At 71.1% G+C, this 26,950-nt stretch carries 21 protein-coding genes; 15 read left to right on the top strand and 6 right to left on the bottom strand.

Annotated features, from left to right (window positions below; genetic code table 11):
* The first annotated feature begins 50 nt into the window (after window positions 1-50).
* On the top strand, window positions 51-740 hold the full coding sequence (gene rplQ / locus H9I49_RS20605) for a 50S ribosomal protein L17 (protein ID WP_188032293.1): 690 nt from the start codon (window positions 51-53) through the stop codon (window positions 738-740).
* Window positions 741-837: 97 nt separating this feature from the next.
* Here the strand turns inward: rplQ and H9I49_RS20600 are convergent, their stop codons facing one another.
* Window positions 838-1,377: a hypothetical protein gene (locus H9I49_RS20600; protein WP_188032292.1), complete on the bottom strand. Its 540-nt coding sequence runs from the start codon at window positions 1,375-1,377 to the stop codon at window positions 838-840.
* A 123-nt stretch (window positions 1,378-1,500) separates the two neighbouring features.
* Between H9I49_RS20600 and truA the strand changes: the two genes are divergently transcribed.
* The 6 genes from truA (at window position 1,501) to H9I49_RS20570 (ending at window position 7,150) form a co-directional block, all read left to right on the top strand.
* Window positions 1,501-2,358 (top strand): tRNA pseudouridine(38-40) synthase TruA, encoded by an 858-nt coding sequence (gene truA / locus H9I49_RS20595; RefSeq protein WP_188032291.1) that lies wholly within the window; start codon window positions 1,501-1,503, stop codon window positions 2,356-2,358.
* Between the two features lie 61 nt (window positions 2,359-2,419).
* Window positions 2,420-3,034: a hypothetical protein gene (locus H9I49_RS20590; RefSeq protein WP_188032290.1), complete on the top strand. Its 615-nt coding sequence runs from the start codon at window positions 2,420-2,422 to the stop codon at window positions 3,032-3,034.
* A 10-nt stretch (window positions 3,035-3,044) separates the two neighbouring features.
* The gene (locus tag H9I49_RS20585; protein ID WP_188032289.1) at window positions 3,045-3,677 is read left to right on the top strand and encodes a hypothetical protein; all 633 of its coding nucleotides are present in this window, start codon (window positions 3,045-3,047) and stop codon (window positions 3,675-3,677) included.
* Between the two features lie 79 nt (window positions 3,678-3,756).
* Window positions 3,757-5,439, top strand: coding sequence for an ATP-binding cassette domain-containing protein (locus tag H9I49_RS20580; protein ID WP_188032288.1), 1,683 nt, complete (start codon window positions 3,757-3,759; stop codon window positions 5,437-5,439).
* 60 nt (window positions 5,440-5,499) lie between these two features.
* On the top strand, window positions 5,500-6,552 hold the full coding sequence (locus H9I49_RS20575; RefSeq protein WP_188032287.1) for a nitronate monooxygenase family protein: 1,053 nt from the start codon (window positions 5,500-5,502) through the stop codon (window positions 6,550-6,552).
* A gap of 67 nt (window positions 6,553-6,619) precedes the next feature.
* Window positions 6,620-7,150 (top strand): YbaK/EbsC family protein, encoded by a 531-nt coding sequence (locus H9I49_RS20570; protein ID WP_188032286.1) that lies wholly within the window; start codon window positions 6,620-6,622, stop codon window positions 7,148-7,150.
* A gap of 38 nt (window positions 7,151-7,188) precedes the next feature.
* Here H9I49_RS20570 and H9I49_RS20565 read toward each other — a convergent pair whose 3' ends face one another.
* Window positions 7,189-7,470 carry a WhiB family transcriptional regulator gene (locus tag H9I49_RS20565; RefSeq protein ID WP_223129051.1) on the bottom strand — a complete coding sequence of 94 codons (282 nt, stop codon included), beginning with the start codon at window positions 7,468-7,470 and terminating at the stop codon, window positions 7,189-7,191.
* 177 nt (window positions 7,471-7,647) lie between these two features.
* On the opposite strand from H9I49_RS20565, the gene H9I49_RS20560 reads away from it, so the two are divergent.
* From H9I49_RS20560 to H9I49_RS20550, 3 genes are all read left to right on the top strand, one after another.
* Window positions 7,648-8,664, top strand: coding sequence for a MerR family transcriptional regulator (locus H9I49_RS20560; RefSeq protein ID WP_223129050.1), 1,017 nt, complete (start codon window positions 7,648-7,650; stop codon window positions 8,662-8,664).
* 146 nt (window positions 8,665-8,810) lie between these two features.
* Window positions 8,811-14,675, top strand: a complete 5,865-nt coding sequence (gene pulA / locus H9I49_RS20555; protein ID WP_188032284.1) for a pullulanase-type alpha-1,6-glucosidase — start codon at window positions 8,811-8,813, stop codon at window positions 14,673-14,675.
* An 83-nt stretch (window positions 14,676-14,758) separates the two neighbouring features.
* Window positions 14,759-15,700 (top strand): aldo/keto reductase, encoded by a 942-nt coding sequence (locus tag H9I49_RS20550; RefSeq protein ID WP_188032403.1) that lies wholly within the window; start codon window positions 14,759-14,761, stop codon window positions 15,698-15,700.
* 52 nt (window positions 15,701-15,752) lie between these two features.
* Here the strand turns inward: H9I49_RS20550 and H9I49_RS20545 are convergent, their stop codons facing one another.
* Together H9I49_RS20545 and H9I49_RS20540 are read right to left on the bottom strand one after the other, a co-directional pair.
* Window positions 15,753-17,099, bottom strand: coding sequence for an MFS transporter (locus tag H9I49_RS20545; protein WP_188032283.1), 1,347 nt, complete (start codon window positions 17,097-17,099; stop codon window positions 15,753-15,755).
* Window positions 17,096-17,728: a helix-turn-helix domain-containing protein gene (locus H9I49_RS20540; protein ID WP_188032282.1), complete on the bottom strand. Its 633-nt coding sequence runs from the start codon at window positions 17,726-17,728 to the stop codon at window positions 17,096-17,098. The genes H9I49_RS20545 and H9I49_RS20540 overlap by 4 nt, the downstream gene beginning before the upstream one ends.
* Window positions 17,729-18,032: 304 nt before the next feature.
* Here H9I49_RS20540 and rplM point away from each other — a divergent pair, with 304 nt between their 5' ends.
* The 5 genes from rplM (at window position 18,033) to H9I49_RS20515 (ending at window position 24,053) form a co-directional block, all read left to right on the top strand.
* Window positions 18,033-18,476, top strand: coding sequence for a 50S ribosomal protein L13 (gene rplM / locus H9I49_RS20535; RefSeq protein ID WP_188032281.1), 444 nt, complete (start codon window positions 18,033-18,035; stop codon window positions 18,474-18,476).
* Window positions 18,477-18,517: 41 nt separating this feature from the next.
* A complete protein-coding gene (gene rpsI / locus H9I49_RS20530) occupies window positions 18,518-19,021 on the top strand; it encodes a 30S ribosomal protein S9 (RefSeq protein ID WP_188032280.1) in 504 nt (167 codons plus the stop codon).
* A 260-nt stretch (window positions 19,022-19,281) separates the two neighbouring features.
* Window positions 19,282-20,628: a phosphoglucosamine mutase gene (glmM, locus tag H9I49_RS20525; RefSeq protein WP_188032279.1), complete on the top strand. Its 1,347-nt coding sequence runs from the start codon at window positions 19,282-19,284 to the stop codon at window positions 20,626-20,628.
* Window positions 20,629-20,751: 123 nt separating this feature from the next.
* Complete coding sequence (locus H9I49_RS20520; RefSeq protein WP_188032278.1) at window positions 20,752-22,869, top strand: M3 family metallopeptidase; 2,118 nt, start codon at window positions 20,752-20,754, stop codon at window positions 22,867-22,869.
* Window positions 22,866-24,053, top strand: a complete 1,188-nt coding sequence (locus H9I49_RS20515; RefSeq protein ID WP_223129048.1) for a low temperature requirement protein A — start codon at window positions 22,866-22,868, stop codon at window positions 24,051-24,053. Before H9I49_RS20520 ends, H9I49_RS20515 begins: the two co-directional genes overlap by 4 nt.
* Before the next feature lie 102 nt (window positions 24,054-24,155).
* On the opposite strand, the gene H9I49_RS20510 is transcribed toward H9I49_RS20515, so the two are convergent.
* Together H9I49_RS20510 and H9I49_RS20505 are read right to left on the bottom strand one after the other, a co-directional pair.
* Window positions 24,156-24,671, bottom strand: a complete 516-nt coding sequence (locus H9I49_RS20510) for a carbonic anhydrase (RefSeq protein ID WP_188032277.1) — start codon at window positions 24,669-24,671, stop codon at window positions 24,156-24,158.
* Between the two features lie 14 nt (window positions 24,672-24,685).
* Window positions 24,686-26,398 (bottom strand): fumarate hydratase, encoded by a 1,713-nt coding sequence (locus H9I49_RS20505; protein WP_188032276.1) that lies wholly within the window; start codon window positions 26,396-26,398, stop codon window positions 24,686-24,688.
* Between the last annotated feature and the right edge of the window lie 552 nt (window positions 26,399-26,950).

Genomic DNA, 26,950 nt, shown 5'->3' with positions numbered 1-26,950 from the left:
CTCGGCGCACCGTTCGAGACGGCCTGGTCAGACTTCTAGGAGAAAACGAAATGCCCACCCCCACCAAGGGTCCCCGCGTCGGTGGCGGCCCCGCCCACGAGCGGCTGATCCTGGCCAACCTCGCGACGTCGCTCTTCGAGCACGACAAGATCACGACGACCGAGGCCAAGGCCAAGCGTCTGCGCCCGCTCGCCGAGCGTCTCATCACGTTCGCCAAGCGCGGTGACCTCCACGCCCGTCGTCGCGTCCTCACGGTCGTGCGCGACAAGGGCGTCGTGCACCGCCTCTTCGCCGAGATCGCCCCCGACATGGCGGCTCGCGAGGGTGGTTACACCCGCCTCACCAAGATCGCCGCCCGCAAGGGCGACAACGCCCCCATGGTCGTCATCGAGCTCGTCCGCGAGCCGCTGTCGGCCAAGAAGGCGACGGTCAAGGAGGCCGAGGCCGCCACGAAGCGCGCCGCCAAGCAGAGCGAGTCGAAGCAGGCCGCCGCCGAGACGAAGGCCGCCGAGGACGCGGAGAAGGCCGAGGTCGAGGCCGTCGAGCTCCCAGAGGGTGCGGCTGCCGCGAACGAGGACGGCTCGGCTCCCGAGGGCTACACGGTCAAGGGCAACGCGGACTCCGGTCTGTACCACGAGCCCGACGGCCAGTGGTACGACCAGACGGTCGCCGAGTTCTGGTTTAAGACGGCCGAGGACGCCGAGGCCGCCGGCTTCAAGAAGGCCGGCTCCGGCTCCTGAGCCCAGCAGCACCCAGTCGAGTGGGCACCCCCGTGCGAACGGGGGTGCCCACTCGGCGTATGTCAGGCTGATGCCGGGAGCGACCGATCCGACGCGTTCACCACTGGTGCGCGACGTCGACGACGAGCCGGCGCCCGCCGTCCGCGTCGGTGAGCACGAACGCCCGCATGGGCAGGCGGGCCCGGACGCCGAGGCCGTAGTCGGTGTAGCCCTCGTAGCTGCCGATGTTCTTCAGCTGCCGGAACGTGCGCCAGCCGGAGAAGGTCCTCGTGCTCATACCGAGGGTCGACGGCGCGTTGACGGTGATCTGGATCTTCGCCCCACCGCTGACGGCGACGGGCATGCCGCTGCCTGAGGAGGTGACGGCGCTGACGTAGCGCACGTTGTAGCCGAGCGTGCCCCGGCCTGGGTTGACGTCGAAGACGAGCCGGTCGAAGCACGAGTGCTGCCCGGCGCGGACCCCGGTGACCTTGCCGGTCCACAGCAGGGCGGGGCTCGTCGCCTTGGCCGTGGAGCCCCAGGTGATGCCGCAGTACGGTGCGGCAGAGGCGGCCCCGCTGGTCGCGGCGACGGCGGCAGGTGCGGCGAGCGCGGCTGCGACGACGGCGACGGCGGCCCGGCGTGTGATGGTGTTCATGGGAGTTTCCTTTCTGCGAGACCGGCACCGTGCTCGGCACTCATCGATAAGACGTGCACGGGTCCGGGCTGGTTGACGGCCGACTCGCACGCGTCCTTGGGCGTGCCGTTAGGCTCGGACGCCATGAGCGAGTCGAGCGGGTCCGCGCTGCGCGTGCGTCTCGACCTCGCGTACGACGGGACGGCCTTCTCCGGCTGGGCGGTCCAGCCCGGTCTGCGCACGGTGCAGGGCCAGCTGTCCGCGGCCCTCGCCACCGTGCTGCGGGCGCCTGAGCCCGTGCAGCTCACGGTCGCCGGGCGCACCGACGCGGGCGTCCACGCCCGCGGGCAGGTTGCGCACCTCGACGTGGACCGTGCCGCGTGGGATGCCCTCCCCGGGCGCTCCGACCGGCAGCCGGGGGAGGCGCTCGTGAGTCGGCTCGCGGGTGTGCTGCCGAGCGACGTCGTGGTGCGTCGCGCCGAGCCCGCGCCGGACGGCTTCGACGCGCGGTTCTCCGCCCTCGAACGTCGGTACCTGTACCGCATCGCCGACCTCGGGGCCGAGCGGGATCCGCTGCGGCGCAACGACACCGTCTGGTGGCGAAGGCCGCTCGACGTCGAGGCCATGGACCAGGCGTCACGGGCGCTCGTGGGCCTGCGCGACTTCGCGGCGTTCTGCAAGCAGCGTGACGGGGCGACGACGATCCGCACGTTGCTCGACTACGCGTGGCGGCGCCTGCCTGACGGTGTGCTCGTCGCCACGGTCAGGGCCGACGCGTTCTGCCACTCCATGGTGCGCTCGCTGGTCGGCGCCGTCGTGCCCGTGGGTGAGGGCCGGCGTGGGATGGAGTGGCCGCGGGACCTGCAGGCACGGGCTGCGCGGGCCTCGGAGATCCACGTGATGCCGCCGCACGGCCTGCGCCTGGAGGAGGTCGTCTACCCGGCTGAGGCTGACCTCGCGGACAGGGCGGCTGCCACGCGAGCCCGACGCGGGCCTTCCTGAGGATGTCTCGAGCGCGAGACCGGACCGGCGCCCGATCACGACCTGTGGTTGGATCGAGCGCATGATTTCGCGCCCGAGCCGTGCCGTCTCGGTCAGCGTCCTGACCTGTGCGCTCGTCCTGACGGGCTGCTCCCGGGGTTCCCAGGGCTCGCCGACGGGCGCGGCGTCGAGCCTGTCGAGCGCGTCGGTGACGACACCGGGGTCGTCCACGTCGACGACTACGGCCGCCGGCGACCAGGTCAGGGGCCGTTCGGGCGCCTTCGCCGTCGTGCCTCCGGAGGGCTGGGTCGAGGCGACCGACCAGGCGAAGGACGTCGCCAACATCGATCTCGTGCTGCTCTCGTCCAAGAAGGCCGACAGCTTCGCCAACAACCTCGTCGTCATCTCGACCAACGGCGACCAGTCGGTCCTGGAGGACGAGCTCGCCAAGGGCAAGGAGCAGATGGGCGCCGCCGGGCGCACCGTCTCGGATGCACCCGGCAAGACCGTCGCCGGTGTGCCGGCCGTGGGCTTCACGACGACCTTTGAGCAGCAGGGCCTCAAGGTTCTGGCCCGGTCCTACGCCGTGCAGCGTGCCGGAAAGGTCTACCTGCTCACCCTGAGCTCGTCGCAGGGTGACGCGAGCCACGCGATGGCAGAGCTCGACGAGCTCCTGTCGACCTGGGAGTGGACGTAGCCGTATGCCGGTGCGTGTGACGCCGTCGGCGGCGCTTAACCCGGCGCTCGCCCTGGTCATCGCCACGGGGCTGGCCGGGTGCTCGGGCGACCCGGCGCCCAGCGTCCCCACGCCGACCGACACGGGGGTCGTGCACCTGTCGACGTCAGCGCCCCCGACGACCGACAGCGCCGGACACCGCATCCAGCAGCTCCCCGCACCGACGACGCAGGTCGCGTTGAGCGGGAACCGCGTGCGCGGCGCCGACTACAGCTTCCAGGCTCCGGTGGGCTGGAGCCGGGCAGAGCGTGACCTCGACCCGCCCCCGGACACACTGATCCAGCCTGACGACGACGAGGTGCCCGCCTTCATCGCCGTCGAGCGCCCGATCAAGGTCGGCACGCACAGCCTGGTCGAGGTGGTCGACGGCCTGCGCAAGGGCTTCGAGGCCAAGGGCCTCACGCCGATGGCTGCGCCCGAGCGTGATGTCGCCGGGTACGAGGCGATGGGCATCGTCGTCGACCAGGCCGAGGACGTGCGCACCGTCTACTACGTCGTCGCCTACACCGAGAAGGTCTTCGCGATCCGCCTCACCTACGACCCGGCGCACCCTGAGTCTCTCGATGTCTACCGCGCCGTCCTCGACTCGTGGTCCTGGGGCTGAGAGGGTCCCGTCCGGGGCGCGACCACGCCGTCGCTTATCCGCGTGACGGCGCGACCGGCATACGTCAGGCTTGACCCTCGTGGGCCATGTCGACGTCAACTCCATCTCCTTCAGCCTGCCCGACGGCAGGCCACTGCTCAACGACGTCTCGGTGCGGGTCGGGGAGGGCGCCAAGGTGGCGCTCATCGGACCCAACGGCACGGGCAAGACCACGCTGACACGCATCATCGCCGGCGACATCGCGGCTCACGAGGGTGCAGTGACGCGCTCGGGTGGGCTCGGCGTCATGCGTCAGTTCATCGGCAAGGTACGCGACGACACGACGGTGCGAGACCTCCTCGTCTCGGTGGCGCCCGAGCGCATCCGGTCGGCTGCGGACGAGGTCGACCGCACCGAGCTGCTCATGATGGAGCGCGACTCCGAGGACGACCAGATGGCGTACGCCCATGCGCTCGTCGAGTGGGGGGAGGCGGGCGGCTACGAGCAGGAGACGCTCTGGGACCAGTGCACCGTCGCGGCCCTCGGCATCCACTACGAGAAGGCGCAGTGGCGCAAGGTCACGACCCTCTCCGGCGGCGAGCAGAAGCGGCTCGTCCTCGAGGCGTTGCTGCGCGGGCCGGACGAGGTGCTGCTCCTCGACGAGCCGGACAACTACCTCGACGTGCCGACGAAGCGCTGGCTCGAGCAGGCGCTCGTGGAGTCGCCGAAGACCGTGCTGTTCATCAGCCACGACCGCGAGCTGCTCGACCGGGTCGCGACCCGCATCGCCACGCTCGAGCCCGGTGCCGCGGGCGCCAGCCTCTGGGTGCATCCCGGGCGCTTCTCGACGTATGCCGCCGCGCGGGCCGACCGCAACGCGCGCCTCGAGGAGCTGCGCCGCCGCTGGGACGAGGAGCACGTCAAGCTCAAGACCCTCGTGCAGACGCTCAAGGTCAAGGCCAAGTACAACGACGGCATGGCCTCGCGCTACCAGGCGGCGCAGACGCGGCTCGCGAAGTTCGAGCAGGCCGGCCCACCCGAGGAGACACCGATGCTCCAGAAGGTGACGATGCGGCTCTCGGGTGGCCGCACCGCCAAACGCGCCATCGTGGCCACGGGCCTCGAGCTGACGGGCCTGATGAAGCCGTTCGACCTCGAGGTCTGGTACGGCGAGCGCGTGGCGATCCTGGGCAGCAACGGCTCGGGCAAGTCGCACTTCCTGCGACTGCTGGCGTGCGGCGGCACCGACCCCGAGCGGGAGCACCAGCCCGTCGGTGACGTACAGCCGGTGCCCGTCGAGCACAGCGGTGTCGTCCGGCTCGGCTCGCGGGTGCGGCCCGGGTGGTTCGCACAGACCCACGAGCACCCGTCGCTCGTGGGGCGCACGCTGCTCGAGATCCTGCACCGCGGCGACGAGCACCGGGCCGGAAAGCCCCGCGAGGAGGCGGCGCGGGCGCTCGACCGCTACGAGCTGGCGCGGTCGGGCGAGCAACGTTTCGAGTCGCTGTCGGGTGGTCAGCAGGCGCGCTTCCAGATCCTGCTGCTGGAGCTGTCGGGCGCCACGATGCTGCTGCTCGACGAGCCGACCGACAACCTCGACCTCCAGTCAGCGGAGGCGCTCGAGGAGGGGCTCGACCGTTTCGAGGGCACGGTGGTGGCGGTGACGCACGACCGGTGGTTCGCGCGTGGTTTCGACCGTTTCCTCGTCTTCGGCGCGGACGGACGGGTCTACGAGTCCACCGAGCCGGTGTGGGACGAGGGCCGAGTCGTCCGGCCGCGCTGACGGCCGAGGGACACGTCACGCCCTGGTGCCGGCGGCGGGGGAGCGGAGTAGCGTCGAGCCATGCTGCTGCGCGAGCTCGAGACCGGCGTGGTCGGTGCCCCGATGGCCGGCGGACCGACCACGCCCGAGCTCGTCGCGGCCGTCGGCGACGCGGGCGGCCTGGGCTTCCTCGCGGCGGGGTATCTCACCGCGGGACAGCTGGCCGCGGCGATCGCCGAGGTGTGGGACGCGACGTCGCGGCCCTTCGGCGTCAACCTCTTCGTGCCCGAGACGGCCAACTCGTATGCCGGGGGGCCAGGGTCGCTGACCGGCCAGGACCGTGTGGTCGCGGTGGCGGCCTACCGCGACGCCCTGGCCGTCGACGCCCAGGCCGTGGGCGTCGAGCCCGGCGAGCCCCGGCCCGGCGACGACGACGACTGGGAGCGCAAGGTCGACCTCGTCCTGCGCGAGCACGTTCCGGTCGTCTCCTTCACCTTCGGGCTGCCGGGACCGGCGGTCCTCGGTGAGCTGCGCCGGTCGGGCACGGCGACCGTGGCGACCGTGACCGACGTCGACGAGGCCAGGGCAGCCCTGGACGCGGGCGTCGACGGTCTCTGTGTCCAGGGGCCCGACGGCGGAGGCCACCGCGGCACCCTCGACGCGACCAAGCCGCCCTCGGACCTCGACCTCGTCGAGCTCGTGGCCGCGGTGCGCGCGGAGACCGACGTCCCGCTCGTCGCGGCAGGCGGGATCGCGAGCGCGGAACGCGCCGCTGAGGTCCGCGCTGCCGGGGCTGACGCCGTTCAGATCGGTACCGCGCTGCTGCTCACGCCCGAGGCAGGCACCGGCCTGGCGTACCGACGCGCGCTCGGCGACCCCGCCTTCACGAACACCGCCGTGACCCGTGCCTACTCGGGGCGCCTGGCCCGTGGGCTCGAGACCGAGTTCCTCAGGCGGCACGACACGCACGCGCCGGCCGCCTACCCCGAGGTGCACCACCTGACCGTGCCGCTGCGGCGAGCCTCGGCACGCGCCGAGCGGCCCGACCTGCTCGCCCTCTGGGCCGGCACGGGGTGGCGGTCCGCGCGTGCCGTGCCGGCTGCCACCGTCGTCGCCGAGTTCGCTACTCGCTGACCCAGGCCGCCGTGGCCGCCGCGGGGCACCTGCGCGGTGGGGACGGGCCACGGCATACCGTGTGGTCATGCCGAGCGCCGAGGGAAACCTGACCTGGGTGGCCGCCACCGAGCGGCCCGACCTGCTCGCGCCGCCCGTCGCAGCGGCGCTGGGCCGCGTGCCGGGGGCGAGGGTGGCGTCCATCGACGCGACGCTCGCCGACACGGCCGCGTTCTGTGAGGCCTACGACGTGGCGCCCGAGGCGTCGGCCAACTGCGTCGTCGTCGAGGCTCGCCGTGGTGAGGTGACCACCCTCGCCGCCGTGCTGGTGCTCGCGACCGACCGGGCCGACATCAACCGGGTGGTGCGTCGCCACCTCGGCGCCCGCAAGATCTCGTTCGCCGACCAGGCCAAGGCCGAGGAGCTCACCGGGATGGAGCAGGGCGGCATCACGCCGGTCGGGCTCCCCGGGGCCTGGCCCGTCCTCGTCGACCAGGCCGTCGCAGCGGCCGGATCGGTCGTCGTCGGAGCCGGCGTGCGCGGAGCGAAGCTGCTGCTCGACGGGGTGGCGCTGACGGAGCTGCCGGGCGCCGAGGTGCTCGACCTCGCGGTGCGCTGACCCGGGCAGCTCCACCAGCGGTCTGCGCAGCGGGCTCCTCAGCCGGCGACGTCCCACAGCAGGTGCGCGCGCTCGGTCGGCGTCGTGCCGCCCCAGATGCCGAACGTCTCGGGGACCCGCAGGGCGTGCTCGAGGCACTGCTGGCGTACGGGGCACGAGGCGCAGACGCGGCGAGCCGCCTCGGTCTGCGCGCGGCGCTGGCGCTGGTCGAGATCCTGGTCGTCGACGAAGAACCGCTCGGCGCCCCTGCTCCGGCAGCGACCCTGTTCCTGCCATTCGTATGACGAGTAGACGGGACGGGGAAGGCGGGTGATCATCATGTTGTCCTTCCTTTCGTGCGGGTCACGAGCGCCGGTCTGGCGAGAGATCTGATGCAGAACCTATGCAGAAACTGATGCATTGCGCAAGGGGTTGCATAAGTTTAGGATCGGCGGGCCGGTCCCGGCGGGGACCGGAAGGACCAGAAGGCCGAGGCCGATGCAGCGACCCGGAGGTGAGTGGCGGTCATCGAGATGAACCAGGACCCGGCACGAACGGCCGAGCTCGGGTGGCCCATCGGCGCCGTCGCCGAGCGCCTCGGCATCGCGGCGCCGACCCTGCGGTCCTGGGACCGGCGTCACGGTGTCGGCCCGAGCGTCCGCACGAGCGGCAACCACCGTCGCTACACCGAGCTCGACATCCGTCGCGTCGAGCTCATGTCGAGACTCACGGCCCAGGGCGTGCCGGCGCAGGGGGCCGCGGACTCGGTGCTCGCCATGGACTGGGCATCGATCGCCGAGCACCTCGACGCCGATCGTCCGGCCATCGGTGGTCAGCCCCGCACTCCTGCCGGCTCGGACGACCCCCGCGGCGCGCTGGACGAGTCGGGGCCCGGGGCTGACGTGAGTGACCTGGTCGAGGCGATCGTCAGCGCGGCCCGCACGATGGACTCCCGGACCATGGCGCAGCTCTACCACCAGGTGCTGCGCCGGCGGGAGGTCGGCAGCGCCTGGGTCGACGTCTTCGCGCCAGCCCTGCGCCGGGTCGGCGACCTCTGGGAGGAGGGGCGGCTCGGCGTGCAGTCGGAGCACCTGACGAGCGAGCTGCTCCAGTCGGAGCTGCGTGCCGTCGTGCGGGCCAACCGGCTGCGCGTCGCCGGCCCGCCGGTCATCCTGGCCAGTGCGGACGACGAGCAGCACCACCTGCCGCTCCTCGCGCTCGAGGCAGAGCTCGCTCGCCGCGGCGTCGCCAGCCTCTTCCTCGGTCCGCGCGTGCCGGCCGACGCGCTGGTCTCGGCGCTGCGCGAGTCGCGTCCGCGCGCACTCTTCCTGTGGGCGTCGCTCGCTCGCCCGGCGGAGGAGCCCTTCTGGCGACGGCTCGAGGTCGTCGACTGGCGCCTCGACGTGGTCATCGGCGGACCCGGTTGGTCCGACCGCGTGGCCTTGCCCGAAGGTCCCGTCGCCCTGACGCGAGTGTCGGGCTTCGGCTCGGCCGTGGAGCTGCTCGCGACGGTCTCCGAGGAGTCGCGTCGCTGACCCAGGACGCTCGCAACTTTCTGAGAATTGATGCAAAAATTTGCAGTGCAGGTCTGGCGTGGTGTCCGACTGGGCGGCTAGGTTCGCTCCGTTGGTCGCACGCCCTGACGCGGGCGCAGCTCGACCGAGCCCACAAAGGAGTGCGCATGCGCCGTCGCCCGGCCCTGTCCGTTGCCAGCATCTCGGCCCTCGTCATCGCCGGACTCGCGGTCCCGCTGACCGGGGCGCCCACCGCCAGGGCGGAGCAGCCGCGCACCGCGACGCTCGTCGGCTCGCTCCAGTCGGAGCTCGGCTGCGATGGCGACTGGCAGCCCACCTGCACCGCGACCGACCTGGCGCTGCAGCCCGGGACGACGACGTATGCCGCCGAGCTCACCGTCCCCAAGGGCTCCTACGAGCTCAAGGTCGCGATCAACCACTCGTGGGACGAGAGCTACGGACACGGCACCAGCAACGTGCCCCTCGTGCTCGCCGGACCGGCGAAGGTGCGCTTCACCTACGACGACACCACCCACGCCATCGGCGTCGCCCCGACCGACCTGCCCGGCCCGGCGACAGACGCCGACGCGAAGCTCGCCACGGCGTCGCTGCGCCGGCTCGCGACCAAGGAGCGCTTCTACTTCGCCATGGCCGACCGCTTCGCCAACGGCGACCCGGGCAACGACGGCGGCGGCCTGACCGGCGACCGGCTCGCCACCGGCTTCGACCCCACCGACGAGGGGTTCTACCACGGCGGCGATCTCAAGGGCCTGACCGGCAAGCTCGACTACATCAAGGGCCTCGGCACCACGGCCATCTGGCTCACGCCGTCGTTCAAGAACCGTCCCGTGCAGGGCACCGGCTCCGGCGCGAGCGCCGGCTACCACGGGTACTGGATCACCGACTTCACGCAGATCGACTCGCACCTGGGCACGAACGCCGACATGAAGACGCTGGTCGACGCGGCACACCACAAGGGCATGAAGGTCTACTTCGACATCATCACGAACCACACGGCCGACGTCGTCGACTACGAGGGTGGGCAGCACGCGTACGTCCCCAAGGCGACGGCTCCCTACGAGGACGCGAGCGGCGCGAGCTTCGACGACGCGAAGGTGGCCGGCAAGCCGATGTGCGCGGGCACCACCAAGGCCTACCCCGACTGCTTCCCGGCGCTCTCGGCCGACCGCTCCTTCCCGTACACCCCGACGTTCCGCAGCGACGCCGACTCGACCGTGAAGGTGCCGGGCTGGCTCAACGACCCGACGATGTACCACAACCGCGGCGACTCCACCTTCGCCGGGGAGTCGTCGAGCTACGGCGACTTCGTGGGACTCGACGACCTCTTCACCGAGCGCGCCGACGTCGTGCAGGGCATGACCGACGTGTACAAGACGTGGGTCGACTTCGGCATCGACGGCTTCCGCATCGACACGGTCAAGCACGTCAACATGGAGTTCTGGCAGTCGTTCTCCCCGGCAGTCCTCAAGCACGCCAAGGAGATCGGCAACGACGACTTCTTCATGTTCGGCGAGGTCTTCGACGGCAGCCCGGCCTTCCAGAGCCAGTACACGACCAAGGGCCGGCTCCCGGCGACGCTCGACTTCGGCTTCCAGGGGGCGGCGCTCGGCTTCGCCCAGGGCAAGGCCACGATGGGCGTCCGTGACCTCTTCGGCGGTGACGACTACTACACCGACACCGACTCCAACGCCTACGAGCTGCCGACCTTCCTCGGCAACCACGACATGGGTCGCGTCGGTGCGATGCTGCTCGGCAGCGCCTACGACAACGCCGACGCCGCCCAACGCAAGAACGTCCTCGACCGGGCCGAGCTGGCCAACTCGCTGATGTTCCTGACGCGCGGCAACCCCGTCGTCTACTACGGCGACGAGCAGGGCTTCACCGGCCCGACGAGCGGCTTCGACGACAAGCGTGCCCGGCAGGACATGTTCGGCTCGCAGACGGCGATCTATCAGGACGACGTCGTCATCGGCAGCGCCGACCTGCAGGGCTCTGCCGCGCACTACTCGACCGACGTGCCGCTGTACAAGCACATCAAGGCTCTCGCGGCCCTGCGACAAGCGCACCCGGCCCTCGCCGACGGCGCCCAGATCCACCGCTACGCCTCGGACTCCGCCGGCATCTACGCCTTCAGCCGCATCGACAAGGCGACCAGGCGCGAGTACGTCGTCGTCGCCAACAACGCCACGACGCCGAAGACGGCGACGTTCTCGACGTACTCCGCCGGTTCGAGGCTCGTGCCGCTCCTCGGAGCCACGGCCGACCTGCGCGCGGCTGCCGATGGCCGGGTCACGGTGACGGTGCCGCCGCTGTCGGTTGCGGTGTACCGCGCGAACTCGACCATGGCCCAGTCGAAGTCGGCGCCGGCCATCTTCCCGGTGAGCCCCAGCGCGGGCGGCGTGGTCGGCGGTCGGGCCGAGATCTCCGCGGCCCTGCCCGGCAACACGTTCGCCGAGGTGACCTTCCTCCAGCGCCCCGTCGGGACGACGGACTGGACGCCGATCGGCACCGACGACAACGCGCCCTACCGGGTCTTCCACGACGTGACCGGCCTCGACAAGGGGACGCTCATGGAGTACCGCATGGTGGCCAAGGACCTCGCCGGCCACGTGTCGGCGACCTCGACGTACGGCATCGTCGGCGAGCCGGCAGCGTCCGGCGGTGCCGGCGGCGGAGGCGGTGTCGGCCCCGTCACCCAGCCCGCCGACGCCAGCGTTCCCGGCAACCACAACTCCGAGATGGGGTGCCCGGGTGACTGGCAGCCGGACTGCGCCCAGGCGCAGCTGGCCCTCGATCCCAAGGACGAGATCTGGAAGGGCTCCTCCGACTCGATCCCCGCGGGCGACTACGAGTACAAGGTCGCCATCAACAGGTCCTGGGACGAGAACTACGGGCTCGGCGGAGCGCGCAACGGCAGCAACATCGCGTACACCGCACCTGGTGGCAGGCGGGTCAGCTTCTACTACGACCACCGGACGCACTGGGCGACCAATGACGCCCAGGGCCCGATCCTCACAGCCCCGGGGAGCTTCCAGAGCGAGCTCGGATGCCCCGGCGACTGGTCACCCGACTGCATGCGCTCCTGGCTGCAGGACCCCGACGGTGACGGCACCTATGTCTTCACGACCGACCAGATCCCTGCCGGCAGCTACGAGTTCAAGGTCGCGCACGGACTGTCGTGGGACGTCAACTACGGCCAGGGCGGCGTGCCGGGTGGCCCCAACGTGTCCTTCTCGGTGCCGGCCGACGGAGTCGTCACGACGATCTCCTACACGCTGTCGACGCACGAGATCTCGGTCAGGACGTCCCGGGCGGGCGCCGCTCCCGACCTGACGAAGGCCAAGGCGTACATCGTCGGACCCGACCTCGTGGCGTGGCCGTCCGCGGCGCTTCCAGCCGGCACCGACCCGGGCGCCCTGACGTGGCGGCTGCACTGGTCCGCCGACGGCGGGCTCGGCGTCGACGCGGAGGCGGTCACCGGCGGCTCCGTCGCGACCCTGACACGGGACCCGGCAGGTCTGCCGGCCTCGCTCGTTGCCGACCACCCCGAGCTCGAGGGCTCGGTCGCCCTGCGGCTCGACCAGAGGACCACGCGCCTGCTGCCCGAGATCCTCAAGGGACAGGTGGCCGTCGCGATGTACGACTCGACGGGCACCCTGCTCGACGCAACGGGCGCCCAGACGGCGATCGCGCTCGACAGCCTGTATGCCGCGTCGGCCCGTACGCGGTCCTACGGCGTGAGCTTCCCGGGTCGTGGCCGGGTCGGCTTCACGCTGTGGGCGCCGACCGCCCAGCAGGTGAACCTGCTCACGTGGCCGGCGGGCACTGCGGACCAGCCCGCCGACGCCGCCACCCGCACCGCGATGACGCGCTCGGCTGACGGCTCGTGGTCGGCGTCGCTCGGTGCCTCGGCACGGGGCGCCCGCTACCTCTATGAGGTGAAGGTCTACGCGCCGTCGACGGGGAAGGTCGAGACGAACCTCGTGACCGACCCCAGCTCCGTGGCGCTGACGCTGGGCTCGACGCGATCAGTGGCGCTCGACCTGCGCGACCCGGCCTACATGCCGTCCGCCTGGCGCACGACGCCCGCGCCGACGCTCGCCCAGGATGTCGACTCGACGATCTACGAGCTGCACATCCGTGACTACTCGGCCTCGGACGCCAAGGTGCCGGCCACGCTGCGCGGCAGCTACCTCGCGTTCGCGGCCAACGGCGACGGGCGGGCCCATCTCAAGGCCCTCGCCACGGCGGGGCTCAACACGGTGCACCTGCTGCCGAGCTTCGACATCGCCTCGATCGAGGAGGACCCGGCGAATCAGCAGACGCCCCAGTGCGACCTCGCCTCCTACGCGCCCGACAGCGAGGAGCAGCAGAAGTGCGTCGGCGCGGTCGCGTCGAAGGACGCCTTCAACTGGGGCTACGACCCGTACCACTGGAGCGTTCCCGACGGTTCGTACGCATCGAGCGCGGCGGCCGCCGACGGCGGTGCCCGGGTCGCCGAGTTCCGCACGATGGTCGGAGCTCTGCACCAGGACGGCCTGCGGGTCGTGCTCGACCAGGTCTTCAACCACACGGCGGCCTCGGGCCAGGCCGACAAGTCCGTGCTCGACAAGGTCGTGCCCGGCTACTACCACCGGCGCGGCGCGACCGGTGCGGTCGAGACCTCGACCTGCTGCCAGAACATCGCGACCGAGCACGCGATGGCTGAGAAGCTGATGGTCGACTCGGTCGTGTCGTGGGCCCGCAACTACAAGGTCGACGGGTTCCGCTTCGACCTCATGGGCCACCACAGCAAGGACAACATGCTCGCCGTCCGCGCGGGCCTCGACTCCCTGACCCTCGGCAAGGACGGCGTCGACGGCAAGGCGGTCTACCTCTACGGCGAAGGCTGGAACTTCGGCGAGGTGGCGGGCAACGCGCTCTTCGAGCAGGCCACCCAGGGCCAGCTCGGCGGCACCGGGATCGGCACGTTCTCCGACCGGCTCCGCGACGCGGTGCGTGGTGGTGGCCCCTTCGACGAGGACCCGCGCAAGCAGGGGTTCGGCTCCGGCGAGGCCACCGATGACAACGGGGCGGTCGACAAGGACGGCAAGCCGGTCAACGCCGACGCGGCCGCTCGGCTCGCGAGCGACACCGACCTCGTCCAGCTCGGCCTCGCGGGCAACCTCAAGTCCTTCACGTTCCGCAGCGAGAAGACGGGACAGCTCGTCAACGGCACGCAGGTCGACTACAACGGCTCGCCGGCGGGCTACGCTGACCAGCCGGACGAGGTGGTCACGTACGTCGACGCGCACGACAACGAGACGCTCTTCGACTCGCTGACCTACAAGCTGCCGGCCGCGACGACGATGAAGGACCGCGTGCGCATGAACACCCTGTCGCTCGCGACGACCGCGCTCGCGCAGACGCCGTCGTTCTGGCACGCCGGTGCCGACCTGCTCCGCAGCAAGTCGCTCAACCGCGACAGCTACGACAGTGGGGACTGGTTCAACCGGCTGGACTGGACCGGGGCCGACAACGGCTTCGGGCACGGCCTGCCGCCACAGGAGCAGAACGCCGCCAAGTGGCCGTTCATGAAGCCGCTGCTCGCCAAACCGGCGCTCAAGCCGACGGCCGCCGACGTGCGCACCGCCGACGCGATGGCGCAGGACCTCCTGCGACTTCGCTTCAGCACGAAGCTGTTCCGTCTCGGCAATGCCGCCGCCATCAACGCCAAGGTGACCTTCCCGGTCTCCGGCACGGCGGAGGCGAAGCAGGGTGTCATCGTCATGCGCATCGACGACGCGGTGGGTGTCGACGTCGACCCGGGGCTGCGCGGGGTCGTCGTGGTCTTCAACGCAACCCCGAGCGCCGTCACGCAGAAGGTGCCCGGCCTGACCGGCCCGGTCCGCCTGAGCCCGGTCCAGGCCGACGGCGGCGACACCGTGGTCAAGCAGGCGGCATACGACGCGTCCAGTGGGGCGTTCTCGGTGCCGGCTCGTACGGTGGCCGTCTTCGTCCAGCCGAGCTGACCCAGTCGTCCCGCGCCGCGCCCGCCCGCCTCCCGGAGGTCGGCGGGCGCGGCTACGTTGGGCGGGTGACGACAACTCCCGACATGACCTACCGGCAGCTCGGCGACAGCGGGCTGACCGTCTCGACGGTCGGCATCGGCTGCAACAACTTCGGTCGGCGCATCGACCAGGACGCGACCAATGCCGTCGTCCGTCAGGCGCTCGACAGCGGGGTCACCCTCTTCGACACGGCCGACATCTACGGGCAGGGGGCGAGCGAGGAGATGCTCGGCCTCGCCCTGGGCGCCGAGCGCGAGAACGTCGTGGTGGCAACGAAGTTCGGCATGGACATGCAGGGCTCCAACGGCCCCGACTGGGGCGTGCGCGGCTCACGCCGATACGTGCGCAAGGCCGTCGAGGCGAGCCTGCGGCGCCTCGGCACGGACTGGATCGACCTCTACCAGCTGCACCGGCCCGACCCCGTGACGCCGATCGACGAGACACTCGCGGCGCTCGACGAGCTCGTGCGCGAGGGCAAGGTGCGCTACCTCGGCAGCAGCAACTTCACCGGCTGGCAGGTCGTCGACGCGGACTGGACCGCCCGCGCGGCCGGCACGACACGGTTCGTCTCGGCGCAGAACGAGTACTCGCTCCTCGAGCGTGACGTCGAGGAGGAGCTCGTGCCGGCGTGCGAGCACGTCGGGGTCGGGCTGCTCCCGTTCTTTCCCCTCGCGTCCGGGCTGCTCACCGGAAAGTACCGCCGGGGCGAGCCGGCGCCGGAGGGTACGCGCCTCGCGGCCATGGCCGACCGGCTCGCAGCCGCCGACTGGGACACGATCGAGCGCATCGAGGCGTATGCCGCCCAGCGCGACCTGCGACCGATCGACGTCGCGATCGGTGGCCTCGCGGCCCAGCCCGCCGTCGCCTCCGTCATCGCCGGCGCCACGCGTCCGGAGCAGGTGCTGGACAACGTGAGCGCCGGCCTCTGGGAGCCGACCGCCGAGGACCTCGCCGAGCTCGACGAGATCACCACCCCCGGCAGCTAGGCCCCGAGCCCCCTGTCCTGCTCCCTTCGGGGCGGGGCCCGCGGGGTGGACGTCAGGGGGTGGCCGGTTCGGGGGAGTCGGCGGGGGTCGGGGACGGCATTCGGCCGCGGTCGCGCTCGGCGCGCAGGGCGTGGCGGTAGAACCACGCGCCGAGCACGCTGAACGCGCCCGCACTGACCATCGCGGTCTGGGTGGAGGTGTGTTCGGCAAGCAGCCCGAAGAGGGGCGCGGCGACGCCGAAGGCCACCGACGCCACCATCGAGTTGATCGACAGCACCGTCGCGCGGTTGCGGGCCCGGGCCTCACGGTGGAGCAGCGCGGAGTGGGCAGGGCCGGCTGACCCGTGCAACAGGTAGGTCACGCCGTAGGCGGCGATGAGCGCGGCCGGTCCGGCGACGAGCCCCATGACGACGGCGCCGAGGCCGTTGAGGACGCGCGCCAGGATCGCGGTGCGCGCGACCCCGACCCGGCGGCTCGTCCACCCGGACAGCGCCGCGCCGAGTGCGAAGACACCCCAGCCCGCGGCGGCGACCGGTCCCATGACGGCGCCCGCGCGCTCCTCGCCGCCGACGAGCTCGGCCAGCCGGATCGGCTGGAACGTCTCGAAGACGAGCATCGCGACGGACCAGAAGAGCTCGACGCAGACGATGCCGCGCAGCGCGCGGTTGTCGCGCAGCAGGCCGAGACCCTCACGGATGACGACCGGCGACTCCTTGGCCGACGCGAGCGCGCGGCGCATGCCGGAGCTGTCGAGGTGCTCGGCGGACCTGGGTTCACGCAGCAGCACGAGGACGGCCACGAGATGCACGACGTTGAGGGCGACGAAGACGGCAACGGGCAGGACGAGGGCCGATGCGCCGGTGAAGGGGTGCCACCAGACCAGCCCGCCGGACAGGAGGGCCCCCGTCCCGATGCCGACGCCGAGCACGGTGCCCTGCGCCGACAGCGCCCCGTCGACGTCGGCGTCGGGTGTCGTGGCGTGGACCGTGTCGACGAACCACGCCTCGAGCGGTCCGGAGTCGAGCGCCCGGAAGACGCCGGTCAGCACCGCGGCGGCGAAGAAGACCCAGAAGGAGTGGGCCAGGAGCAGGACGACGCTCGCGGCCACGTTGACGACGGCCGAGACGACGAAGACGGGCCGGCGACCGAAGGCGTCGGCGAAGCCGCTCGTCGGCAGCTCGAGCGCAAAGATCGTCAGGCCGGCAGCGGACGAGACGGTCATGGCCTGGGCGACGGTGAGGCCGCGCTCGAGCTGCCACAGCGTGAGCAGCCCGACGACGAGCCCGACGGGGAACCAGCGCGTCAGGGTCAGCACGAGGAAGACGCGCCGGGCGGCGGCCGGCGTGAGGACGGCGGGCCGCTCGCCCGCGGTGCGCTCGCGGGGGTCGACGGTGCTCATCGGGACCTGCCTCTGTCGGGTGTGCTCGGCGGCCGGTCGAGGTCGAGGGGGTAGGCGAACGCGTAGACGGCGATGCGCCGAGCCTGCGGGTTGCCCTGGCCGACGCGACGGTAGCGCTCGATGAGCTCCCACATCTCCTCGCGCATCGCCTCGAGCGCCTCGGCCGTGACGAGGACCGACGCGTCGCTCGAGCCGCAGGCGTCCTGCCAGGCGGTGGGCCACGTCGTCGAGACGTCGAGCCACCTGTCGTACTGCTCGCTGAAGTGCCGGGCGTAGTCGCGGGTCAGCCAGTTGAGCGCGGTCTCGCTGTCCTCGTCGCCCTGGAAGTCGCTCGGGTGCCAGGAGTGGTACTCCGAGCTGGCGCGCCACAGCCGTCGCTTGCCCTCACCCTCCTCGGTGTCCCGAACGAGGCCGACGGACTCGAGCTTGCGCAGGTGGTAGCTCGTGGCCCCCGAGTTGGTGCCGAGGAGGGTCGCGAGGTCGGTGGCGGTCGAGGGTCCGTGCCGCCGGAGTGCGCCGAGCAGGCGCGAGCGGAGCGGGTGGGCCAGGACGCGCAGGCTCTCGGGAGTCAGCCAGAGGTTCTCGTCGTCGGCGCCGGAGGTGGGGAGCGAGGGGTCGCGTGCAGCCATAGTGTGCATAATACCTTTGCACAGTTTGTTTGCACAAGATCTGTGCACAGTCGGCCGCTCGGCGCATCGCTGCAGGTCAGGTGCCGTGTGCAGGGGTCGATGCGCTGATTTGGGCGCGCGCCCGGGAGCCCGTAGCATTGATGACGTTGTGCGCCGGGCCGTCAGGCGAACCCATCACCCCAGAGGTGCGGGCGACGCGGACCGAGCCCAGCGGCATTCCGGAACGATCCGGCGTTCAGGCTCGCCCGACGTCGGCTCCCGGCACCACACTGCTCCACCATTTCAGAAGCGAAGGCAGACTCCATTGCGCACGTACACCCCGAAGCCCGGCGAGGTCACTCGCACGTGGCACGTCATCGACGCGACCGACGTCGTGCTCGGCCGTCTCGCGAGCCAGGCCGCTGTCCTGCTCCGGGGCAAGCACAAGCCGCAGTTCGCGCCGCACGTCGACACCGGTGACTTCGTCATCATCATCAACGCCGAGAAGGTCGCCCTCACCGGCGCCAAGCTCGAGCAGAAGAAGGCCTACCGCCACTCGGGCTTCCCGGGCGGCCTGCGCGCCACGTCCTACACCGAGCTGCTCGCCAAGAGCCCCGAGAAGGCCGTCGAGAAGGCCATCCGCGGCATGCTCCCGAAGAACTCGCTGGCCCGCCAGCAGCTGTCCAAGCTCAAGGTCTACCGCGGTGCCGAGCACCCGCACGCGGCCCAGAAGCCCGTCCCCTTCGAGATCACCCAGGTCGCGCAGTAAGCCTCCGGCTTCCCGCTGCTGCGTAGAAAGCGAATATCACCGTGACTGACATTGTGAACGAGGAAGTCCTCGACACCGAAGAGCCGGAGCTCACCGAGTACACCTCGGAGTCCGACGCCTCCGTCTCCGCCGAGCCCAAGCGGTCCCGTGAGGTCTCCGTCCCCGGCGCCGCGACCGGTCGTCGCAAGCAGGCAATCGCCCGCGTCCGGATCGTCCCGGGCACCGGCGAATGGAAGATCAACGGCCGCAGCCTCGACTCGTACTTCCCCAACAAGGTGCACCAGCAGATCGTCAAGGAGCCCCTGACGCTGCTCGAGCTCGACGGGTCCTACGACGTTCTCGTCCGCGTCCACGGCGGTGGCCCCTCCGGCCAGGCCGGCGCGGTGCGCCTCGGCGTCGCGCGCTCGCTCAACGAGGTCGACACCGAGCTCAACCGTCCCGCCCTGAAGAAGGCCGGCTTCCTGTCCCGTGACGCACGCGTCCCGGAGCGCAAGAAGGCTGGTCTCAAGAAGGCGCGCAAGGCTCCTCAGTACAGCAAGCGCTGACCTGGCTGTCAGGCCTCGCGCGAGGGCCCTCGAGCACTGCTCGGGGGTCCTCGCCGTTTTCACGGCGAGCGCTCGGGTCCTTCCCGGACGCCCCGTGTATGCCGTGTGGGGCCGCATGGTCGCTCGGCCGCAGTGTCCGGTTTGTCCGAGCGGGGCGTTGTCCGTCCCGCTCGACTGGCCGTGCCGGGTCTGGGCGGTATCGTCGTCCGAGCACCTCAACCGGCCTCCGGGCCACCACCCCCTTGGGAAGGCAACACAGCGTGGCTCGACTCTTCGGCACGGACGGCGTCCGTGGTGTGGCGAACAAGGACATCACGGCCGAGCTGGCCCTCGACCTGTCGGTGGCCGCGGCGCACGTCCTCGCCGAGGTCGGCGAGTTCAACGGGCACCGGCCCGTCGCGGTCGTCGGCCGCGACCCGCGCGCATCGGGTGAGTTCCTCGCTGCTGCGACCGTCGCCGGCCTCGCGTCGGCCGGTGTGGACGTCCGCGACGCGGGCGTGCTGCCGACGCCGGCGATCGCCTACCTCGTGGCCGAGCAGGACGCCGACCTCGGCGCCATGCTCTCGGCGTCGCACAACCCCATGCCCGACAACGGCATCAAGTTCTTCGCGCGCGGCGGGCACAAGCTGGCCGACGACCTGGAGGACCAGATCGAGAGCCGGCTGCGAGACAACTGGCAGCGTCCGACCGGCGCCGACGTCGGCCGCATCACGCCGCTCGTCGACGGCGCCGACCGCTATGTCGCCCATCTGCTCTCCGTCATGCCGCACCGCCTCGAGGGCCTGCACGTCGTCATCGACGCGGCCCACGGCGCCGCGTTCGAGGTCGCACCGCGCGCCTTCCGCCAGGCCGGCGCCGAGGTCACCGTCATCGGCGGCGAGCCCGACGGCATCAACATCAACGACGGCTACGGCTCGACGCACATCGACCGGCTCAAGGAGGCCGTCATCGCGGCCGGCGCCGACTTCGGCATCGCGCTCGACGGCGATGCGGACCGCTGCCTTGCCGTCGACGCCGGTGGCCGCGAGGTCGACGGCGACCAGATCATGGCCATCCTCGCGCTCGCGATGAAGGAACAAGGAGTCCTGCGGGGCGACACCCTCGTCGCCACCGTCATGTCCAACCTCGGCATGATCCAGGCCCTCGGCGGAGCCGGCATCAAGGTGCTCCAGACCGCCGTCGGCGACCGCTACGTCCTCGAGGGCATGAAGGGCGGCGGCTTCACCCTCGGTGGCGAGCAGTCCGGGCACGTCGTCATGCTCGACCACTCCACGACGGGCGACGGCACGCTGACCGGCCTCATGCTCGCCTCGCGGGTCGCCGCGACAGGTCGCACGCTCGCCGACCTCGCCGGCGTCATGACCCACTTCCCGCAGGTGCTCGTCAACGTCAAGGGCGTCGACAAGGCGGCGCTCGACGCCAACACCGTGGTCGCCGACGCGGTGCGGGCCGCCGAGGGCGAGCTCGGCGACACCGGGCGCGTGCTGCTGCGTAAGTCGGGCACCGAGCCCGTCGTGCGGGTCATGGTCGAGGCGGCCGACGGTGCGCAGGCCGCCGCCGTCGCCGACCGCCTGGTGGGCGTCGTCAAGGCAGAGCTGTCCCTCTAGGGAGTCGGTGCCGGTCGCGTGACCTCGCGCTGACGGGTTAGCGGGCCGCACGGCATACGACCGAGCAGGTGTGGCGACGGAAACGGCGTGGAGGCGAGGACCTCCGCTGCATAGGGTCAGGTCATGCCTGACGCCATCCTGGAGACCACGCCCACGACGGACAACCCGCTGTTCACGGCGAGCCCCCTGCCGTTCTCGCTGCCGCCCTTCGACGTGATCCGCGACGAGCACTATCCCGAGGCCTTCGACCGGGGCATGGCCGAGCACCTCGCCGAGGTCGGGGCGATCGCCGCGAACCCCGAACCGCCGACGTTCGACAACACGCTCGTCGCGCTCGAGCGCTCGGGAGCGCTGCTCAGCCGCACGAGCCTTGCCTTCTTCGGCACGTCGAGCTCGCTCGCCACGGACGCGGTCCAGGCCATCGAGGAGGAGTACGCGCCGAAGCTGACCGCCCACGGCGACGCCGTGCGGCTCGACCCGCGGCTCTACGCGCGGGTGAAGGCGGTCCACGACGACGAGGCCGCGATGGCGGCGCTCGACCCGGAGTCCCGCCGTCTCGTCGAGCGCCATCTCACCGAGATGACGGTCGCGGGTGCCGGGCTCGACGAGGACGCCAAGGCGCGCCTGCGAGACCTCAACGGCCGGCTCGCGACCCTGAACACACGCTTCGAGAAGCAGCTGCTCGCCGACTCCAACGACCTCGCCGTCCTCGTCGACGACGTCGTGCAGCTCGACGGCCTCACGGCCGGCGAGATCTCCGCGGCAGCCGAGGCGGCGCGCGAGCACGGCCACGATGGCCAGTACCTCATCACCCTCGTGCTGCCGACCGGCCACCCGCACCTCGCGGCGCTCACCGACCGCGACGTGCGCAAGCGCCTCCACGAGGCGCAGGGCGCGCGCGGCAACCGGGACAACGCGAACGACACCAAGGCGCTCGTCCTCGAGATCGTGCGCCTGCGCGCCGAGCGGGCCCGCCTCCTGGGCTACGACACGCACGCCGGTGCGGCCCTGGCCGACTCGACGGCCCGCTCGCCCGAGCGGGTCATGGACCTCCTCGGCCGGCTCGCTCCGGCCGCGGCCCGCAACATCGAGGCCGAACGTGCCCTGCTCGAGCAGGAGGCGGGCCACGCGATCGAGGCGTACGACTGGGCGTTCTGGTCCGAGAAGGTGAGGGCCTCGACGTATGCCGTCGACCTCGCCGCGATGCGGCCGTACTTCGAAGCCGAGCGGGTGCTCCGCGACGGCATCTTCCACGCGGCCGAGAAGCTCTACGGCCTCACCTTCGACGAGCGCGCCGACCTCGCCGGCTACCACCCCGACGTGCGGGTCTTCGAGGTCCGCGACGCCGACGGGACCCCGTTCGGGCTCTACCTGCTCGACCTCTACACCCGCGACACGAAGAAGGGCGGGGCGTGGATGAACAGCCTCGTCCACCAGAACGCCCTGCTCGACCAGCCGAACGCGGTGGTGTGCAACAACCTCAACGTCCCCAGGCCCGGTGCCGGAGAGCCGACGCTGTTGACGTACGACGAGACGCGGACCTTCTTCCACGAGTTCGGCCACGCGATCCACGGGCTGCTCGCGCGCGTCACGTACCCCCACTTCGCCGGCACACGCGTGTTCCGGGACTTCGTCGAGTACCCGAGCCAGGTCAACGAGATGTGGATGCTGTGGCCGGACGTGCTCTCGAACTACGCCGTCCACCACGAGACGGGGGAGCGCCTGCCGCAGGAGCTCGTCGACCGGCTCGTGGCGGCCCAGTCCTGGGGCGAGGGCTTCGGCACGGGGGAGTACCTGGCGGCGTCGCTCCTCGACCAGGCCTGGCACGCGCTCGGCGTCGAGGAGGCGGCCGCCGTGACTGACGTCGAGGCCTTCGAGGCCGTCGCGCTCGAGAAGGTCGGTCTGGCGCACCCGCTCGTGCCGCCGCGGTACCGGTCGACCTACTTCGCGCACACGTTCAGCTACTCCTACGACGCCCAGTACTACGCGTACATCTGGAGCGAAGTGCTCGACGCCGACACGGTGGCGTGGTTCCGCGAGAACGGTGGCCTGACCCGCGAGAACGGGGACCGGTACCGCCGCTACGTCGTCGGCATCGGCGGCGCCGCCGACCCGCTCGAGTCGTACCGGGAGTTCCGTGGCGCCGAGGCCGACATCCGCCACCTGCTCGAGCGGCGTGGCCTCGATGACGGCCGTGCGGGCGACCGTGCGTGGGCGGGCGCTGGCAGACTCTGCAGGTGAGCCACACGAACCTCGTCCCCCTGCGTCGCCGGATGCAGCCTCGCGACCCCCACGAGGCGCACCGCGTCGCCACCCCTCTCGAGCTGCTCTTCGACCTCGTCTTCGTCGTCGCGATTGCGAGCGCGGCCGCAGGCTGGCACCACGGCATCGTCGAGGGCCACGTCGGCGACCTGGCGGGTTTCGTGATGGTCTTCTTCGCGATCTGGTGGGCGTGGATGAACTTCACGTGGTTCGCGTCGGCCTACGACTGCGACGACGTCGCCTACCGACTGCTCGCCTTCGCGATCATGGCCGGCTCGCTCCTCATCGCCGCCGGCACACCCGGCCTCTTCGACACGGGCCAGTCCACGCTGGTCGTCGCGGGGTATGCCGTCATGCGCTTCGCCATGGTCGCCATGTGGCTGCGCGCTGCCGGCGGTCATCCCGAGGGACGTCAGACGGCGCTGTGGTACGCCGGCGGGATCGCCGTCGTGCAGGCGCTGTGGATCGGACGGCTGCTCGTGGAGGGTCTGCCCGCGCTGCTCGTGTCGTTCTGGGCACTCGTCGTCCTCGAGCTGCTCGTCCCGGTGCTGGCCGAGCGCCATGGGATCACGCCGTTCCACCCGCACCACATCGCCGAGCGCTACTCCCTGCTGACGATCATCGTGCTCGGCGAGGTGATCCTCGCCTCCGTCCAGGCCGTCCAGGGTGCGCTCGTGGAGGGCCGCCGGCCGGGGCTGCTGCTCGTCGTCGCCGGCGGCCTGCTCACCGTCTTCGCCATGTGGTGGCTCTACTTCAAGCGCGAGCACGCCGACCTCTTCGAAGGGCCCGTGCGCACGACGTTCGCGGTCGGCTACGGGCACTACGTCGTCTTCGCGTCGGTGGCTGCCACAGGCGCGGCGCTCGCGGCGGCCGTCGACGTCGTCCAGGGCGACGGCCACGTCGCGCCGCGCGTCGTCGGTCTGGCGCTCGCGAGCTCCGTCGCGGTCTACGTGTGGGCGCTGGGTGCGATGCACGCCGCCCTCGACCGCGACCGGCGCGAGGGCCTCGCCGGCGGCGCCGTGGGTGTGCTGGCGCTCGTGGTCGGAGCAGCGGGTGCCTCGATGGGAGTCACCGTGCTGCTCATCGGTCTTGTCCTCGCGGGGGCGGTTGCCCAGCACGTCTTGAGCACCCGCGACGAGCCGGACGCCGTCACGACTGCCTGACCGTGCAGAAGTGACCACTCGACGGTGACGCCCCGACGTCGAGTGGTCACTTTGGCGCAGGGGCGGAGTCGAGTGGGCCGTTTGCCGCCCCCTCGCGGCGCCTCAGTCGACGGGTCGGAGCAGGCCCGTGTCGACGTCGTAGATGAAGCCGCCCACGAGGGTGCCCCTTGCGATGAGCGGGTGGCTGCGCACCTTGGCGACGTCGGCGCGCAGCGTGCGCACCTGGTTCTCGATGACCCCGAAGCTCATCCACGACGCGTCCTTGCCGGCGCTCGCGCCGACCTTGTCGCGCAGCTCGTCCTCGGAGTTGCTCGCCACCGCGCAGCGCGTGTGCGGCACGATGAGCACGCGCTCGACGCCCAGCAGGTGGGTGCCCAGGACCAGGGCCTCGAGGGCGGGTTCGGTGACCCGGCCACCCGGGTTGCGGAAGATCTTCGCGTCGCCGGGCGAGAGCCCCAGCATCCGCAGCGGGTCGATGCGTGAGTCCATGCAGGTCACGACGGCCACGCCGCGGTGTGCCACGCCGTCGAAGCCGCTCAGCGTGAAGCGTGCTGCCCACGTGCGGTTCGCGGCGAGGAGGTCGTCGAATCCTTTTTCGGCAGAGGCGTGCTCGGTCATCGGGTTTCCTTCGCTCACTGGAGGCCGGGTCGCTTGGAGATCGTGAAAGCCATCGGCTTGCTCACCTCGGCGAAGAAGTCGTTGCCCTTGTCGTCGACGACGATGAAGGCCGGGAAGTCCTCGACGTCGATCTTCCACACCGCCTCCATGCCGAGCTCCTCGTACTCGAGGACCTCGACGTGCCGGATGCAGTCCTGCGCGAGCCGCGCGGCGGGCCCGCCGATCGAGCCGAGGTAGAAGCCGCCGTGCTCGCCGCACGCGTCGGTCACCTGCTTGCTCCGGTTGCCCTTGGCCAACATGACCTTCGAGCCTCCGGCGGCCTGGAACTGGTCGACGTAGGAGTCCATGCGCCCCGCGGTGGTCGGGCCGAAGGAACCGGACGGCATACCCTCGGGCGTCTTGGCCGGACCGGCGTAGTAGACCGGGTGGTCCTTGAGGTACTGGGGCATGTCCTCACCGGCGTCGAGACGCTCCTTGATCTTCGCGTGCGCGATGTCGCGGGCGACGACGAGCGGGCCGGTCAACGACAGGCGGGTCTTGACGGGATGCTTCGTGAGCTCGGCGAGGATGTCGTCCATCGGCTGGTTGAGGTCGATCTTGACGACGACGTTGCGGCTGGTCGAGCTCACGCCGACGGCGTCGTCCTCGTGCTCGCCGAGGTCGACCGCCCCGGCGTCGGGGAGGAATCGCGCCGGGTCGGTCTCCAGCTGCTCGATGAAGACGCCCTCCGGCGTGATCTTGCCGAGGCACTGGCGGTCGGCCGAGCAGGAGACCGCGATGGCGACAGGCAGACTCGCGCCGTGGCGGGGCAGGCGCACGACGCGTACGTCGTGGCAGAAGTACTTTCCGCCGAACTGCGCGCCGATGCCGAACTGCCGGGTGAGCTCGAGGACCTTCTCCTCGAGCTCGGTGTCGCGGAAGGCATGCGCCGTGATCGATCCCGACTTCGGCAGCGTGTCGAGGTACTTGGCCGACGCGTACTTGGCTGTCTTCAGGGCGAACTCGGCGCTCGTACCGCCGATGACGATCGCGAGGTGGTAGGGCGGGCACGCCGCCGTGCCGAGTGAGCGGAGCTTCTCGTCGAGGAAGCGCATCATCGCGTCCTCGTTGAGGATCGCCTTCGTCTCCTGGTAGAGGTAGCTCTTGTTGGCCGAGCCGCCGCCCTTGGCCATGAAGAGGAACTTGTATGCCGTCTCGTGGCCCGCGGCGGTGTCGGCGTAGATCTCGACCTGGGCGGGGAGGTTGGAGCCGGTGTTCTTCTCGTCCCACGTGGTGATGGGCGCCATCTGCGAGTAGCGCAGGTTGAGGCGCGTGTAGGCGTCGTAGACCCCCTCGCTGATCGCCCGCTCGTCGGAGCCCGGGGTGAGCACGTGCTGGCCGCGCTTGCCCATGACGATCGCCGTGCCGGTGTCCTGGCACATCGGCAGCACGCCGCCGGCCGAGATGTTGGCGTTCTTGAGCAGGTCGAGCGCGACGAACTTGTCGTTGTTGCTGGCCTCGGGGTCATCGAGGATGTTGCGCAGCTGCTGGAGGTGGCCGGGCCGCAGGTAGTGGGCGATGTCGTGCATCGCGGTCTCGGTGAGCAGCCGCAGCGCCTCCGGGTCGACCTCGAGGAAGGTCCGGCCGTCGGGCCCGTCGACGGCTCGCACGCCGTCGGTCGTCAACAGCCGGTACGGCGTCTCGTCGGCGCCGATCGGCAGCAGGTCCTCGTACTGGAAGTCGGTCACACTCACTCCTCGGAACGCCCGGCTCCTGTGGAACCGGTGGCCACGACGCAGGCCCAGCCCACGGTATCGCGGTGGCTCCCGGCGGCGTCCGTGGGTGTCACCCGCCGGGCCATCTGTCCACCTCCGGGTCGTCGCGTGAGCCGGCTACGGGTAGCGGTCCGCGAGATCGCCTGCCCGGGCGACGAATTCGCGGCCCTCTTCCGTTGCCCGTTCGGGCGGATACGGGCGCACGGACGCCCCGCATGCAACCGCGGGCGGTCAGGTGACGTAACACTTCTGCAAAATTTTTCAGAGGTGTGGCGGCCGTCACTCTTGTGGTGTTGGGTGAGAGTGACGGAAACGACGGGGCGCCTGCCCCGTCGGCACAACACCCGATGGCAGACATCGGATCCTGAGGAAAGCCGGTCACCAAGGCGTGACCGGTCAGCTTGGGGCCAACGGAGCCCCCAACCCTCCAAGGAGGAGCAGGAATGTTGAACCGAAAGGCAGGGCTCACAGCTCTCATCGGCATCGCCGTCGCGGGCTTGGCGTCCGGATGTCTCTCGTCCAACT

Source organism: Terrabacter sp. MAHUQ-38 (assembly GCF_014518425.1).
GTDB lineage: Bacteria > Actinomycetota > Actinomycetes > Actinomycetales > Dermatophilaceae > Terrabacter.
This window is presented reverse-complemented; position numbering and strand designations above follow the sequence as displayed.

Excerpts from the sequence above, each read along its gene's own strand:
- rplQ (WP_188032293.1), top strand. The coding sequence starts at position 51 with ATGCCCACCCCCACCAAGGGTCCCCGCGTCGGTGGCGGCCCCGCCCAC.
- H9I49_RS20600 (WP_188032292.1), bottom strand. The coding sequence starts at position 1,377 with ATGAACACCATCACACGCCGGGCCGCCGTCGCCGTCGTCGCAGCCGCG.
- truA (WP_188032291.1), top strand. The coding sequence starts at position 1,501 with ATGAGCGAGTCGAGCGGGTCCGCGCTGCGCGTGCGTCTCGACCTCGCG.
- H9I49_RS20590 (WP_188032290.1), top strand. The coding sequence starts at position 2,420 with ATGATTTCGCGCCCGAGCCGTGCCGTCTCGGTCAGCGTCCTGACCTGT.
- H9I49_RS20575 (WP_188032287.1), top strand. The coding sequence starts at position 5,500 with ATGCTGCTGCGCGAGCTCGAGACCGGCGTGGTCGGTGCCCCGATGGCC.
- H9I49_RS20570 (WP_188032286.1), top strand. The coding sequence starts at position 6,620 with ATGCCGAGCGCCGAGGGAAACCTGACCTGGGTGGCCGCCACCGAGCGG.
- H9I49_RS20565 (WP_223129051.1), bottom strand. The coding sequence starts at position 7,470 with ATGATGATCACCCGCCTTCCCCGTCCCGTCTACTCGTCATACGAATGG.
- pulA (WP_188032284.1), top strand. The coding sequence starts at position 8,811 with ATGCGCCGTCGCCCGGCCCTGTCCGTTGCCAGCATCTCGGCCCTCGTC.
- H9I49_RS20550 (WP_188032403.1), top strand. The coding sequence starts at position 14,759 with ATGACCTACCGGCAGCTCGGCGACAGCGGGCTGACCGTCTCGACGGTC.
- H9I49_RS20545 (WP_188032283.1), bottom strand. The coding sequence starts at position 17,099 with ATGAGCACCGTCGACCCCCGCGAGCGCACCGCGGGCGAGCGGCCCGCC.
- H9I49_RS20540 (WP_188032282.1), bottom strand. The coding sequence starts at position 17,728 with ATGGCTGCACGCGACCCCTCGCTCCCCACCTCCGGCGCCGACGACGAG.
- H9I49_RS20520 (WP_188032278.1), top strand. The coding sequence starts at position 20,752 with ATGCCTGACGCCATCCTGGAGACCACGCCCACGACGGACAACCCGCTG.
- H9I49_RS20510 (WP_188032277.1), bottom strand. The coding sequence starts at position 24,671 with ATGACCGAGCACGCCTCTGCCGAAAAAGGATTCGACGACCTCCTCGCC.